Raw genomic sequence first — 14,282 nt, 5'->3', positions numbered from 1 at the left:
ACCGTGACCCAAGCGATCGCAACCGCTCCCGCTCCAGGCCCGACCGATGCCATGGATCTTCCGCCGGTCCGGGTCCAGCGCCAGACCATGTCGGGCATCATCGCAATGGGCCTCGGCATCGTATTGCTCTTTGCTGTTGCCTCGATGCCGCTTTGGGCCAGCCAGGGCCTGATCCGAGACGTGGTGGAACTGTGCTGCTACATTGCCGTGGCGCAGATGTGGAACTTGCTGGGAGGGTATGCCGGCCTGGTGTCGGTCGGCCAACAAGTCTTCGTCGGCGTCGCCGCCTACATGATGTTCGTGATGGCCCAGCTCTGGGGCATCAATCCCTTTGTTGCCGTTGTGCTGGCGATGATCGCGCCGGCCTTGCTCGCCATCCCCACCTATGGCCTGCTGCACCGGCTCGACGGACCCTATTTCGCGATCGGCACGTGGGTCGTGGCCGAGGTGGTGCGGCTGGCGACCTCCGTATTCGGCTACGTCAATGCCGGCGCTGGCATGAGCCTGCGCGTCATGACCACCTATTCCCCGACCGAACGCGCCGTGGGTGTATCCCTGCTCTGCGCGCTGATGCTGCTGATGACGGTCGGCGGCAGCTACCTACTGCTGCGCTCGCGTTACGGCTTGGCCTTGATCGCCATGCGCGACAATCCTGTCGCCGCAGCAAGCCAGGGCGTCAATGTCAGCCGGTTGCGCTTCCTGATCTGGGTGGCTGCAGCCGTCGGTACGGGCCTTGCGGGCGCCATCTATTTCATGGCCCAGCTGCGCATAACACCACCCTCAGCCTATGATCCTAACTGGGCCAATATCGCAATTTTCATCGTCATGGTCGGCGGGCTGGGATCGCTGGAAGGCGTGCTGATCGGCGCGCTGATCTACTTCTTCGCCGAGCGTTGGTTCGGCGAATATGGCGCGACCTATCTCGTGGTCCTCGGCCTTATGACCCTGTTCATGGCGCTCTTCGCCCGCGGCGGCATCTGGGGCCTGATCTGCAAGGTCGTCGACGCCCCCTGGTTCCCAACACGACGGCGCCTGATGGAGGACCGGACATGAAGGCTGTGCTTTTCGATAGTGTCGGACTGCCTTTAACAGTCGGCGAACGCCCGGTGCCGGAGCCGGCTGATGATGAGGTCCTGCTCAAGATCGCCGCCTGCGGCATCTGCGGCTCCGATCTCCACATGACCGAGGACCCCAAAACCTTCGGCCTCAAGCAATATGACGTACTCGGCCATGAATTTGCCGGCGAGGTCGTAAGCTGCGGCAGCGCCGTCGCCACGCTCAGGCCGGGCGACCGGGTGGCCGTGACGCCGATGCGTGGTTGCGGCCATTGCGACAGCTGCAAGCGTGGCGAGCCGGCCTGGTGCGCCGAGATGCGGCTGATCGGCGGCGGCTATGCCGAATTCACCACCGTGGCGGCGCGCCAGTGCCGCATACTTCCCGACGACCTGCCGATATCGGAGGGCGCGCTGGCCGAGCCGGTCGCCGTGGCGCTTCATTGCGTCATGCGCTCTGGCCTGAAACCCGGCGACCGCGTGCTGATCCTTGGCGCGGGGCCGATCGGCCTGCTCGTCGCCTTCTGGGCGCGCCGGCATGGTGCGCGCGAGGTCATCGTCGCCGATATCAACCGACATCAGGAAGAGCGCGCGGCGGCCATCGGCGCGACTGGTTTTGCCCTGTCTGGTCCCGGTCTCGCGGAGGAGTTCCGGAGCAAGAGCAGCGGCGAGCCCGACATTGTCTTCGAATGCGTGGGCAAACGCGGCCTGATCGATTTCGCCTGCAAACTGGTCCGAGTCCACGGAACCGTGGTCGGCGTCGGCCTCTGCGTCGGCGGTGACGACTGGGATCCGTTCGCGGCGCTGTCGAAGGAAATCCAGCTCATCTTCGCGGTGTTCTTCAACATGACCGAGTTCGAGACCGCGCTCGCGGCACTCGAGCCGGGCCGCTATCGCCCGCAAGCGTTGATCACCGACCGGATCGGTTTCGGCGAAGTGCCCGAGACCTTCGAGGCACTCAAGCGCCGGACGACGCAGTGCAAGGTGCTGATCGCCGCCGACGCGGCCTGACAGATTGTATGAGGAGGATATTCAATGGAATTTGAAACTCTGACCCAGGATATAGACGGCGTCCGAACGGTGGTGAAGGCGATCGGTCGCGGCCCCGCGGTGCTAGCGCTGCATGGCGCGGCCACGCTCGAGGGCCATGAATGGGCGCGCGGGCTGGCGGATCGGTTCCGCGTTTACCTTCCCTTCCATCCCGGATTCGGCGAGAGCGGCGAGGCGCCGCATATTGCCGGCATGCAGGACATGGTGGTCCATAACCTCCATCTCGTCAAAGCGCTCGGCCTCGACCGGCCGCATCTGGTCGGACATTCCATGGGTGGCTGGATGGCGGCCGAAATCGCCGCCGTCTCTGGCGAGCAGTTTGGCAAGCTGGTGCTGAACGCCCCGGCCGGCCTCAATCACACGGACCATCCCGGCACCGATCTTGGCGCGGTCCCGCCGCAGGAATTGCCTGGATATCTGGCCCACAATGTCGAAGTCGCGGCGCGCTATTTCCCCGGCGGTTCGGAATGCCCCTCGGTCGAGGATTTCGTCGCGGCACGCGAAAAGGAAGGCCCGGCGCTCGGCAACATTCTCAAGGGGCATGGTTTCGGTCATCCCAACCTCGGCCGTTGGTTGAGCCGGATTCCGAATGAGACACTTATCGTCTGGGGCGACAAGGACCGCATGCTGCCGGCCTCGCAGGCGCCGATCTGGGAAAAGAGCATTCCCAATGCGCTGACGCTGATCATCAAGGAGGTCGGCCATTTCGCTATGCAGGAAGATCCGCGCACCGTCACTGCCATCGGCGACTTCCTCGCCGGGTGAAACCAAAGGAGCGGCGCCGTCAGGCGGGCTTTATGATCAGGTCTATCAAGGAGGAATTGTCATGAATGCACTAATCAAGCACGCATCAGGCTACTGGGGCACGAAGACGGACTTCGCGTCCCTCCTGGCCCATGTCGACAAGGTCGGCCCGATCCTCGACAAGAATTCCGAGGAAAATGAAAAGCTCGGCCGCCTCAACGAGGAGACCTTCGAGGCGCTCAAGCCGCTGAGGATGAGCCATGTCTTCGCCGGCGAGGATATCGGTGGTGCGCAGCTGTCGCCGACCCAGGGACTTCAGCTCATTGAAGCCATCACCTATCACAGCGGCGCGGCCGGCTGGATCTCGATGGTGCACACCTGCATCGGCGCGATGTCGGCGGCCTTCCTGCCCGATACGGCGATCGGCCGCCTGTTCGACGGCAAGACCGATAACCGGTTTTCCGGCCAGGGCACGCCGACGGGCATGCTGAAGAAGGTTGATGGCGGTTATCGGCTGAACGGCAAATGGGCCTATGCCAGCGGCATCTACCACGCTACCTATACCCATACGGCAGCGCTGCTCGACGATGGAAACGGTCACCCGGCGAAGGACGACAAGGGCAACGTGATCGTGCTCTGCGCCCATGCGCCAGTCGGAGAGCACGAGTTGCTCGGGAACTGGAATTCACTCGGCCTACAGGCGACGGGCAGCATCGACTATGCCGCCAACGATGTCTTCATTCCTGACGACATGGTGTTCCCGATTCTGACCGCCGAGCCGCAGCGTATGAAGGAATTCTTCAGCCTCGGCGTCGTCGGCCTCGCTGCCATAGGCCATTCCGGGTGGGCGATCGGTGCGGCACGTCGCATGCTTGACGAAGCTGCCAAATATGCCAAGACCAAGACTGGCCGTGCCGGCATGCTGGGCGAGAGCGATAAGTTCTGGTTCGATTTCGGCCGCGCGGAGGCCCGAGTCCGCGCCGCCCGCGCCCTCCTGTTCGAGGTCTGGCGCGACGTGGAGGCCTCGATCGAAGCCGGCAACCGCATGACGACCCGCCAGATAAGCCTTGTGCATCTCGCCAAGTCCGAAGTGCATGAGGGCGGCGTCGATGCCTGCCATTTCGTCTACCGCGCGCTCGGCGGCGCTTCGTTGCGTTACGGCGTGATGCAGCGGATCTATCGCGAGATGCTGACGGCGGCGAACCATTTCACGATCAATCCCAACATCGTCGCCGCCGCCGGCCGCGACATTGCCGGCGTATGGAGCGATCGCGTCTGGCAGTTCTACGACCTGATCGAGAAGAAATGAGCGCGGCCGCGAGAGGCATGCCGGGCAAGGTGGCGGCGGCCGAAACGGGTGCCGCTGGCGGTGGCCAAGGCATCACCGAAGCCTTCATGGCAGCGTTCCGGCATCACCCGTCGGGCGTGGCGATCATCACGGCCGATGCGGGGGAAGGTCCGGTGGCGCTGACGGTGAGCTCACTGATCTCGATCAGCGCGGTGCCGCCCATGGTCGCCTTTTCGCTCTCGGCATCCTCGTCGAGTGCGAAAGTGGTGGAGCGGGCGGCATCGGTGGTCGTCCACTTCGTTCGCCGCGCCGACATGCAGCTCGCCCGGCTCTGCGCGACATCGGGCGGCGATCGCTTCGGGCCAGATGTTCAATGGGCTCGGCTCGAAGGCGGCGAGCCCTATTATCCTCAGGTCGAGCTCTGGTTCCGGGCCGAACTTCGAGGTCGGCTGGAGACGCGGGGGGCATGTCTGGTCACGGCTGAGCTGACATCGGTCTCGCCCGGTGCACATGCCACGCGGCAGGCCGAGGCCCTGGTCTACGCCAACCGTGCCTGGCACGGCCTCGGTCCGGTGGTCGACACCGTCGCGGCACCGGTCATGCTGTGGCCGGACGATTCGGCGACATTCTGACATTCGGCGTGGCGGCACCCGCCGCCAGCCACGAATTCACATCCCCCAGATCACGGACTGTTCGTGGCGCTTGATCAGATGCCTCAGATTCTCAAAACTTTTGCGAATATGCGTCGAGAACGCCTCGATAGCCGGTGCGCCCACGTCTCCTGTGCGCCTGAGCAAGCCGAGCGCGCGTTCCGGATGCGGGATGTTGACCGGCAGGGCGGTGATCGCCTTGTCGTTGCGATAGGCGAAAACCACGCTGTGCGGCAGGATGGTGAGCGCGTCACTCTCCTTCATGTAGTTGATCGCGCTGGTCAGCGACCCGCCAGCATAGCGGATCTTGGTCTCCGTTGCGCCGAGCGAGAGAACGAGGCTGCGCAGGTCGGCAAGCAGCGGACTGCCGGGCGGCGGCGCTATCCAGGGATACTCAAGCAAATCGGGCCCGGTCAGCTTGCGCTTGAGCAAAAGCGGATGGGTAAGTCGGCAGGCCACGACGTTCCGGCCCGGCAGCAATTCCTGGAAACGCATCCCCGATCCCTCGTCGAGCATATCGATCGGGCAGATGGCGAGGTCGATGCGGTCGGCGACGATCGCCGCGCGCAACTCGGGAAGATAGTCATAACTCTGTTCGATACGGACTTCGGGAAAATCGTTCTGGAAACCGGCGATCATGCCTGCGATGAGCGCGTCCATGAAGAACGGCGTGCCGCCAACGCGCACGAGCCCTGTCCGGCCGTGCCGGAAGCCTTCGACCAACGCGGACGCCTTGCGCGACGCCATGAGCATGGCCTGGCCGTGGTCTGCCAGGGCCCGGCCGAGCGGCGTCGGCTGCAGTGGCCTTCGGCCTTTGATGAACAATGGCTCGCCGAGCCGCTTTTCCAGCATAGCAAGCGTGCGCGACACTCCCGGCTGGCTAAGCCCCAGCAGCGTCGCACCTTCTGTCACGCCTCCTGCCTGGACGACCGCCGCAAGTTGCACCAGATGTCGCTCGTCGATCTTCATAACAAATACGCATACAAATCACGAAAAAAATTATCAAGCATTCAGTTCCGGGCTGCTAAGTTATCGTCATGGGAGGAGTCATGCCAGATATAACGTTCAGCGAGCGCAATTCTGCGCAGCTTGTGGCCGAGCGGCTCGACAAGCATGCGGAGGGGCCTCTGCAAGCTTTCATGGTATCCTTCATAGAACACCTGCACGAGCTCATCCGCGAGACGCGTCCGACCCATGCCGACTGGCGACGGACGGTGGAATTCCTCACCGAGGTTGGTCACGCCAGTGATGGACGGCGGCAGGAATGGGTGCTGCTTTCGGACCTTTTGGGGGTCACCGCGCTCATCGAGGAGATCAATACCCGCCGGCCGAAGAGCGCAACGCCCAATACGGTGCGCGGGCCATTCTATCGTGCCGACGCACCCCGATTAGCGCTCGACTCCAATATCTCACTCGACGGCGTCGGCCCCGTTCTGGCGGTGGCCGGCCATGTACAGGATCTCGATGGGCAGCCCGTCGCGGGTGCCACGATCGAGACCTGGCAAGCCAACAATGAAGGCTACTACGAGAACCAGCAACCGGACCAACAACCCGAATTCAATCTTCGCGGCGTGTTCACAGCCGACACCAAAGGCGATTTCCGCTACAAGACAGTCCGGCCGGGCGGCTATGCCGTGCCCTGCGACGGGCCGGTTGGCCAGATGCTTGGCGGCCTTGGCTTTCCACTCCGGCGCCCCGCACATCTGCACTTCCTGATCAAGGCGGATGGCTTCGAGACGATCAGCACGCATGTCTATGACGGCGGCGATGCAAACCTCGCCCGTGATGCCCTGTTTGGCGTCAAGGAAGAGCTGATCGGCGAGTTCAAGCCATCAGGCAAAGGCGAGAGTTCAACACTCGACTTTACCTTCGTCATGGTGAGGGCGAAGAAAGGACGTGGCGCGACATGACGCTGTCGTTCAGCTACCAGGGAAGTCCTGCACGTATCGTCTTCGGCAACGGAGCGAGCGCGGATGTGGGCAAATGGGTCGAGGCGTTAAACTGCCGGCGCGCGCTGGTGCTCTCGACGTCGCATCAGGCGGCGGATGCGCAGGCCCTGTCGACGCGGCTGGGTTCGCTTTCGGTCGGCACGTTCACCGATGCGACCATGCATACGCCGGTCGAGGTTACCGAGCGCGCCGTCGCGCGCGCGGCCGAGGTCGCCGCGGATTGCGTCGTATCGCTCGGCGGCGGTTCGACCACCGGGCTCGGCAAGGCGATGGCCTATCGCACCGATATCCAGCAAATCGTCGTGCCGACGACGTATGCCGGTTCCGAAGTGACCCCGATCCTTGGCCAGACGGAGAACGGCGCCAAGACCACCGTGCGCAGCCCGAAAATCACACCCGAGGTCGTCATCTACGACCCGGAGCTAACACTCGGCTTGCCCGTCGGCATGAGCATCACCAGCGGCCTGAACGCCATCGCGCACGCCGCCGAAGGGCTCTATGCGCCGGACCGCAACCCGATCACGTCAATGATGGCCATCGACGGGATGCGGGCGCTCAAGGAAGCGCTGCCTGCTATTATCGAAAGCCCGCGTGACAGTTCAGCCCGCGAGAAAGCACTTTACGGCGCGTGGCTTTGCGGCACTGTGCTCGGCCAGACCTCGATGTCGCTACATCACAAGATCTGTCACACATTGGGCGGCAGTTTCGACACGCCGCATGCGGAGACGCATGCGATCATGCTGCCGCACACGATCGGCTTCAATGCATCAGCCGTGCCGGAACTGATGAAGCCGATCTCGGACATTTTCGGTGGCGGCACGCCCGGGCAGGCGCTTTACGACTTCGCGAAATCAATCGGCTCGCCGAAGGCGCTCAGGGATTTCGGCCTCAGCGAGGCTGATCTGGACCGCGCGGCCGAGATCGCCACCAGAAGTCCCTACTCGAACCCGCGGCCGATCGATCATGGATTGATCCGCGCGCTCTTGCAGGACGCATGGAGCGGACACCGTCCGCCATATTGAATTCTTTTGGGAGGAGGAAGGCATATGTTTACGAGACGTGATTTGCTGAAATCTGCGGCCGCAACTGGAGCAGTGGCGGCGACCTCGGGGCTGAGCATGCCGGCCATCGCACAGGGTGCCCCCATCAAGCTTGGCTATGTCAGCCCGCAGAGCGGCCCGCTGGCCGCCTTCGCCGAAGCCGACAAGTTCATCATTGACGGCTTCATGGCGGCGACCAAAGCCGCCGGACTGAACTACGAAGTCGTGGTAAAGGACAGCCAGTCCAACCCGAACCGCGCCGCCGAAGTCGCTAAGGAACTGATCGTCACCGACGAGGTGCATGCGGTGCTGGTCGCATCGACGCCCGAGACGACCAACCCGGTGGCGACGACCTGCGAGGCCGAGGAAGTGCCCTGCATCTCGACCATGGCGCCGTGGCAGCCCTGGTTCATCGGCCAGCAGGCCAATCCGGGTGACCCGTCGTCGTGGAAACCGTTCAACAGCGCCTTCCACTTCTTCTGGGGCCTTGAAGACGTCATCGCCGTCTATACCAACATGTGGGGCCAGGTGACGACCAACAAGAAGGTCGGTGGCCTATTCCCCAATGACGGCGACGGCAATGCCTGGGGTGACAAGCAGGTTGGCTTCCCGCCGGTCCTGGACAAGCTCGGCTATACGCTCAACGACCCCGGCCGCTACCAGAACCTGACTGACGATTTTTCCGCGCAGATCAACGCCTTCAAGTCGGATGGCGACGAGATCATCACCGGCGTGATGATCCCGCCGGACTTCACCACTTTCTGGAACCAGGCGCAGCAGCAGGGCTTCAAGCCGAAGGTCGCCTCCATCGGCAAGGCTATCCTGTTCCCTCAGGCGGTCGAGGCGCTCGGCAAGAACGGCCACAACCTCTCGAGCGAAGTCTGGTGGTCGGCAAGTCATCCGTTCAAGTCATCGCTGACCGGCCAGAGCTCCAAGGATCTTGCGGACGGCTTCACAGCGGCGACAAGTCGTCCCTGGACCCAGCCAATCGGCTTCATCCATGCGCTGTTCGAAGTGGCGGCTGACGTGATGAAGCGGGCCGATCCGAACGACAGCGCGGCCGTGATTTCGGCCATCGCCGCCACGAACCTCGAGACGATCGTCGGCAGGGTCGCCTGGGACGGCGCAAACGTACCGCCTTTCGCGACCAAGAACATCGCCAAGACTCCGCTTGTCGGCGGCCAGTGGCGCCTAAAGGACGGCGGCGGCTACGACCTCATCATCGTCGACAACCAGACGGCGCCGAATATCCCGATGGGCGGCAAGATGGAAGCCATCGCCTGAGCCAACGCCCAGGCGGTGGACCTACCGCGCGATCGGCCCGGCGCTCAGCCCCGGCCGCCAGTGCAACGGAAGCCTGAAACCCGAGACCCTGATGCCCTTACTCGTGCTCGACCAGCTATCGAAAAGCTTCGGCGCCCTGAAAGTCGCCGACCAGGTTTCGTTTGCGCTGGAAAGTGGCGAGGCGCTCGGAGTGATCGGGCCGAACGGAGCCGGCAAATCTACCCTCTTCAACCTGATAACAGGCAACATTCGTGTCGACGCAGGCAGCATCCGGCTTGATGGCGTCGACGTGACGCGGCAGCCGCCGATGGCGCGATGTCTTGCCGGCATCGGCCGGACATTCCAGATCCCGCAGCCGTTCGAAAAGCTGACGGTCTTCGAGAACCTGCTGGTCGCAGCGGCCTTCGGCTCACGCAAGACCGAGCGCGAAGTCAGCGATCGATGCGTCGACATTCTCGTCAAGATCGGGCTTTACCCGAAGGCGAACCAGCCGGCGGGGACGCTTGGGCTGCTGCAGCGCAAGCGACTCGAACTCGCCCGGGCGCTAGCCACCGACCCCAAGATCCTGCTGCTCGACGAGATCGCCGGCGGCCTGACGGAAGGAGAATGTCAGGAGCTCGTCGAGACGATTCGGGAGATCCACGGCCGTGGCGTGTCGATCATCTGGGTCGAACATGTGCTGCATGCTCTGACTTCCGTGGTCAGCCGGCTCGTCGTGCTGCATTTCGGTCGGGTGATAGGCATCGGCGATCCCGACACCATCATGGCTTCGAAAGAGGTACGCGAAATCTATCTCGGGATCGAGGTCTAATGGCGGTGCTCGAGACACACGGCCTGACGGCCTTCTATGGCGACTTCCAGGCGCTGTTCGGTGTCGACATGATGCTGAACGAAGGCGAGACGGTGGCCGTGATCGGCGCCAATGGCGCCGGCAAGTCGACGCTACTGCGCTCGATCTCCGGGCTGATCCGCAATGCGCCAAACCATATCCGCTTTGCCGGCGCCGAGATCGGCGCGCTGTCCGCGCCCGACGTCGTGCGGCTCGGCATAGCCATGGTGCCGGAAGGCAGGCGCCTCTTTCCCTCGCTGTCGGTCGAGGAGAATTTGCTGATCGGCAAATACGGCCGCAGCGGCGACGGCACTTGGACACTGGATGCAATCTACGAGCTCTTTCCCGTGCTGAAGGAGCGGCGGCACAAGCCCGGCATGGCGCTTTCGGGCGGCCAGCAGCAAATGGTGGCGATCGGCCGGGGACTGATGTCCAATCCGCGGGTCCTGCTCTGTGACGAGGTGAGCCTTGGCCTCGCGCCCGTCGTGGTCAAGGACATCTATGCGGCCTTTCCCAAGATCCGCGCGACCGGCGCGGCAATCGTCATTGTCGAGCAGGATATCGGCCAGGCTCTGAAGGTGGCCGACCGGGTCTATTGCATGATGGAGGGACGGGTGACGCTGACGGGCACGCCGGCAACACTCAGCCGCGAGGATATCCACGCGGCCTATTTCGGAGCGCATGCGCGATGAGCTGGCTCGACACGATCATCCAGGGCATTCTGCTCGGCGGCCTGTACGCGCTCTTCGCGGCGGGACTGAGCCTCGTCTTCGGCATCATGCGGCTGGTAAATCTCGCGCATGGTGATCTGATCGTGCTGGCCGCTTTCCTGGTGCTGTTGCTGGTCTCTGCGCTTGGGCTCAATCCATTCTTTGCCGCCTTGGTGGCGCTGCCCGTGATGTTCGCACTCGGCTGGGCGCTGCAATTCCTCGTACTCAACCGCACACTTGGCGACGATATTCTGCCGCCGCTGCTGGTGACTTTCGGCTTTTCGATCGTCATCCAGAACGGGCTTCTCCAAGGCTTTTCGGCCGACAGCCGTCGCATCTCGGCGGGCGCGCTGGAAACGGCCTCGTTGCAGGTCGGGCCGATCAGCATCGGCACGATGCCGCTGCTCACCTTCCTTTCCGCCGTTGGCGTCATCGTGGCGCTCAACCTGCTGTTCTATCGCACCTCGCTCGGCCGCGCCTTCCGCGCCACATCCGACGACAGCGCCACTGCTGGTCTGATGGGCATCCGGGCCGAACGGATTTTCGCGACCGCAACCGGCATCGCGATGATGGTCGTGACAATCGCCGCGCTCTATCTTGGCACTCGTGCGAATTTCGATCCGACCATGGGGCCGGCGCGGTTGATCTATGCCTTCGAGGCCGTCATCATCGGCGGGCTGGGGTCGTTCTGGGGTACGCTGGCCGGTGGCATCATCATCGGCGTGGCGCAGACGGTGGGTGCGGCGGTCAATCCGGAATGGCAGATTCTCGCCGGGCATGTCGCCTTCCTGCTGGTGTTGATCGTCCGGCCCCGCGGCCTCTTCCCTCGGGCGGTGGACTGAGATGGCAGGCAACGTTTCCACATCCTGGTCCGTCTCGACGCGCACGCGCGGTTCCTTGGTTTCCATCCTGCTGATCCTCGCGGTGGTGGCTCTCGCCTCCGCAACGCCGCTCTTCGCGCCGCGTGCCGTGATCCAGGGCCTGTTCTCCATCCTGACCATGCTGGTGCTGGCGCAGTGCTGGAACCTGCTCGCGGGGTATGCCGGCCTCGTCTCCGTCGGCCAGCAAGCTTTCGTCGGCTTCGGCGCTTATGCGATGTTCGGCGGCGTCAGCCTGCTTGGAATGGATCCGATGGCGGCCATCGTGCTCGGAGGGCTTGCGGCGCTCGCGCTCTCCGTACCGACCGCCTTCTTCGTGTTCCGCCTGCACGGAGCCTATTTCGCGATCGGCACCTGGGTGATCGCCGAGATCGTGCGGCTCTCGCTCGCACAGTGGAAGGCACTGGGCGGCGGCACCGGCACCTCGCTGCCCTCGGGTGCTGCGCGTGATATGTTCGGCGTCCGCTTCGTCGCCGATCTGCTGGGCATGCGTGGGCCGCAGGCGACCGACATCGTCTGCTACTGGCTGGCGCTGCTCCTGGCGGTGGTTACCATCGGCTCGATCTACAAGCTGCTGCGATCCAAGCGGGGACTTGGCCTCGCTGCCGTACGCGACAACCGCGAGGCGGCGCGCTCCGTCGGCGTCGACCCGCTCTGGACCAAATCCTTCGTCTATCTGGTCGCAGCGCTGGCGACCGGCCTCACCGGTGCGCTGATCTACGTGCAGAAGGCGCGCATCTCGCCGGACGCCGCCTTCTCGGTACCGGACTGGACGGCTTACGTGATCTTCATCGTCGTGATCGGCGGCATCGGCACGATCGAAGGGCCGATCGTCGGGGTGATCGTCTTCTACATCCTGCAGAACCTGCTTGCCGACTACGGCTCCTGGTATCTGCTGATCCTCGGCCTGATCGGCATTCTGATCATGCTGTTTGCGCCGCGCGGCCTGTGGGGCCTATTCACCGACCGCACCGGAATCCAGCTCTTTCCCGTCCGCCGCATCCTGGCGGACCAGCCCAAAAACAAAGACGAACGAGGGAGTGCCTGATGGCTGACATCGAAACCGACGTATTGATCATTGGAACCGGCCCGGCGGGCTCGGCCACTGCGGCGCTGCTCGCCACCTATGGCGTCGAGAACATGGCGATCAACCGCTATCGCTGGCTCGCCAACACGCCGCGTGCCCACATCACCAACCAACGGGCCATGGAGGTGTTGCGCGACCTCGGCCGCGAGGTCGAGGCCGAGGCCTATCTCCATTGCAGCCCGCAGGAGATCATGGGCGAGAACGTGTTCTGCACGTCCATTGCCGGCGAGGAGCTGGGCCGGCTTAAGACCTGGGGTAACCATCCGAAGTCCAAGGCGGAGCATCTGCTGTCTTCGCCGACAGAGATGAACGACTTGCCGCAGACCTTCATGGAGCCGCTTTTGTTCAAGACCGCCTGCTCGCGTGGCACGCAGGCCAGGATGTCGACGGAATATGTCAGCCACGTGCAGGATGCCGATGGCGTGACGGCGACCTGCCGCGACCGGCTGACCGGCAAGGACTTCACCATCCGCTCGAAATATCTTGTTGGAGCCGATGGCGGCAACTCGCTGGTGGCGCAGCATATCGGCCTGCCGTTCGAGGGCAAGATGGGCGTCGCCGGCTCGATGAACATCGTGTTTAAGGCCGATCTTACGCGCTATGTGGCCCACCGTCCCTCGGTGCTCTATTGGGTGCTGCAGCCGGGCTCGAATGTCGGCGGCATCGGCATGGGTCTCGTCCGCATGATCCGGCCGTGGAACGAGTGGCTGATCAACTGGGGTTACGATATCACCCAGGGCGTGCCCGATGTCGACAATGCCTTTGCCGAGGGCGTGGCCCGCGACCTGATCGGCGATCCCGATATCGACATCGAAGTCACCTCGGTCTCGACCTGGACGGTCAACAATTGTTATGCCGCGCGCGCCCACAAGGGCCGGGTCTTCTGCATAGGTGACGCGATCCACCGCCATCCGCCGTCGAACGGGCTCGGCTCCAACACCTCGATCCAGGACGGCTTCAACCTCGCCTGGAAGCTCGCCATGGTCGTCAGGGGCCAGGCCGGCCCCGGCCTGCTCGAGACCTATACCGAGGAGCGCGCGCCTGTCGCCAAGCAGATCGTCACCCGTGCCAACCAGTCGATCGAAGAATTCGGCCCGATCTTCGGCGCGCTCGGCCTGCTCGATTCCATCGATCCGGTGAAGATGCAGGAGAATATGGACCGTCGCTGCGACGACACGCCCGCGGCCGAGACCCAGCGGGCTGCTCTGCGCGAGGCGATCGCCTTCAAGGTCTACGAATTCGACGCCCACGGCGTCGAGATGAATCATCGTTACAAGTCAGCGGCAGTCGCAGTTGAGGACCAGCCCGAGCCCGCCTTCACGCAGGACAACGAACTGCATTTCGAGCAGACGACCTGGCCCGGCGCGCGTCTGCCGCATGCCTGGCTGTTCGGCGACGGCAACAAGAAAGCCTCGACGCTCGATCTCTGTGGCCATGGCAGGTTCACCATCCTGACCGGCATCGGCGGCCGCGGCTGGGTTGATGCGGCTGAGGCCTTGTCCGCCGAACTCAATCTGCCGATCGCCACCCATATCATCGGGCCTCGGCAACAATGGCAGGATCACTATGGCGATTGGGCCCGCGCCCGCGAAGTCGGCGATGCCGGCGTCATCCTGGTGCGGCCCGACCACCACGTCGCCTGGCGTTCGGAAGGCCTGGCGGCCGATCCCGCCGGCGAACTGCGCCGCGTGTTGAAAACAATCCTGGACCGGTGAGGCGAA

14 protein-coding genes are annotated in these 14,282 nt (G+C 63.7%); 13 read left to right on the top strand and 1 reads right to left on the bottom strand.

Features of this window, described 5'->3' with window-relative positions; genetic code table 11:
- Positions 1 to 3: 3 nt before the first annotated feature.
- The 5 genes from HJB82_RS27205 (at position 4) to HJB82_RS27185 (ending at position 4,766) form a co-directional block, all read left to right on the top strand.
- On the top strand, positions 4 to 1,053 hold the full coding sequence (locus HJB82_RS27205) for a branched-chain amino acid ABC transporter permease (protein ID WP_311043793.1): 1,050 nt from the start codon (positions 4 to 6) through the stop codon (positions 1,051 to 1,053).
- The gene (locus HJB82_RS27200; protein WP_207585384.1) at positions 1,050 to 2,063 is read left to right on the top strand and encodes a zinc-binding dehydrogenase; all 1,014 of its coding nucleotides are present in this window, start codon (positions 1,050 to 1,052) and stop codon (positions 2,061 to 2,063) included. The genes HJB82_RS27205 and HJB82_RS27200 overlap by 4 nt, the downstream gene beginning before the upstream one ends.
- Positions 2,064 to 2,087: 24 nt before the next feature.
- Positions 2,088 to 2,867: an alpha/beta fold hydrolase gene (locus tag HJB82_RS27195; RefSeq protein ID WP_207585383.1), complete on the top strand. Its 780-nt coding sequence runs from the start codon at positions 2,088 to 2,090 to the stop codon at positions 2,865 to 2,867.
- Positions 2,868 to 2,928: 61 nt separating this feature from the next.
- Entirely contained in the window at positions 2,929 to 4,155 is a 1,227-nt protein-coding gene (locus tag HJB82_RS27190) for an acyl-CoA dehydrogenase family protein (protein WP_221142017.1), read from the top strand.
- On the top strand, positions 4,152 to 4,766 hold the full coding sequence (locus tag HJB82_RS27185) for a flavin reductase family protein (protein WP_221115569.1): 615 nt from the start codon (positions 4,152 to 4,154) through the stop codon (positions 4,764 to 4,766). Before HJB82_RS27190 ends, HJB82_RS27185 begins: the two co-directional genes overlap by 4 nt.
- A gap of 36 nt (positions 4,767 to 4,802) precedes the next feature.
- Here the strand turns inward: HJB82_RS27185 and HJB82_RS27180 are convergent, their stop codons facing one another.
- Complete coding sequence (locus HJB82_RS27180) at positions 4,803 to 5,753, bottom strand: LysR family transcriptional regulator (RefSeq protein ID WP_164012380.1); 951 nt, start codon at positions 5,751 to 5,753, stop codon at positions 4,803 to 4,805.
- A gap of 80 nt (positions 5,754 to 5,833) precedes the next feature.
- Between HJB82_RS27180 and HJB82_RS27175 the strand changes: the two genes are divergently transcribed.
- The 8 genes from HJB82_RS27175 to HJB82_RS27140 all read left to right on the top strand — a co-directional run bounded on the left by HJB82_RS27175 (position 5,834) and on the right by HJB82_RS27140 (position 14,276).
- Positions 5,834 to 6,694: a dioxygenase gene (locus HJB82_RS27175; protein ID WP_164012378.1), complete on the top strand. Its 861-nt coding sequence runs from the start codon at positions 5,834 to 5,836 to the stop codon at positions 6,692 to 6,694.
- Entirely contained in the window at positions 6,691 to 7,755 is a 1,065-nt protein-coding gene (locus tag HJB82_RS27170) for a maleylacetate reductase (RefSeq protein ID WP_221142016.1), read from the top strand. Before HJB82_RS27175 ends, HJB82_RS27170 begins: the two co-directional genes overlap by 4 nt.
- Before the next feature lie 24 nt (positions 7,756 to 7,779).
- Complete coding sequence (locus HJB82_RS27165) at positions 7,780 to 9,057, top strand: ABC transporter substrate-binding protein (protein WP_221115567.1); 1,278 nt, start codon at positions 7,780 to 7,782, stop codon at positions 9,055 to 9,057.
- Between the two features lie 91 nt (positions 9,058 to 9,148).
- The gene (locus HJB82_RS27160) at positions 9,149 to 9,868 is read left to right on the top strand and encodes an ABC transporter ATP-binding protein (protein ID WP_221115566.1); all 720 of its coding nucleotides are present in this window, start codon (positions 9,149 to 9,151) and stop codon (positions 9,866 to 9,868) included.
- Positions 9,868 to 10,578, top strand: a complete 711-nt coding sequence (locus tag HJB82_RS27155; RefSeq protein ID WP_207585376.1) for an ABC transporter ATP-binding protein — start codon at positions 9,868 to 9,870, stop codon at positions 10,576 to 10,578. Before HJB82_RS27160 ends, HJB82_RS27155 begins: the two co-directional genes overlap by 1 nt.
- Positions 10,575 to 11,438, top strand: coding sequence for a branched-chain amino acid ABC transporter permease (locus HJB82_RS27150; protein ID WP_221142014.1), 864 nt, complete (start codon positions 10,575 to 10,577; stop codon positions 11,436 to 11,438). The genes HJB82_RS27155 and HJB82_RS27150 overlap by 4 nt, the downstream gene beginning before the upstream one ends.
- A 1-nt stretch (position 11,439) precedes the next feature.
- Entirely contained in the window at positions 11,440 to 12,522 is a 1,083-nt protein-coding gene (locus tag HJB82_RS27145) for a branched-chain amino acid ABC transporter permease (protein WP_221132923.1), read from the top strand.
- Positions 12,522 to 14,276 carry an FAD-dependent monooxygenase gene (locus HJB82_RS27140; RefSeq protein WP_207585373.1) on the top strand — a complete coding sequence of 585 codons (1,755 nt, stop codon included), beginning with the start codon at positions 12,522 to 12,524 and terminating at the stop codon, positions 14,274 to 14,276. The genes HJB82_RS27145 and HJB82_RS27140 overlap by 1 nt, the downstream gene beginning before the upstream one ends.
- Positions 14,277 to 14,282: the final 6 nt, after the last annotated feature.

Source organism: Rhizobium sp. NZLR10, assembly GCF_019685125.1.
Taxonomy (GTDB): domain Bacteria; phylum Pseudomonadota; class Alphaproteobacteria; order Rhizobiales; family Rhizobiaceae; genus Rhizobium.
This window is presented reverse-complemented; position numbering and strand designations above follow the sequence as displayed.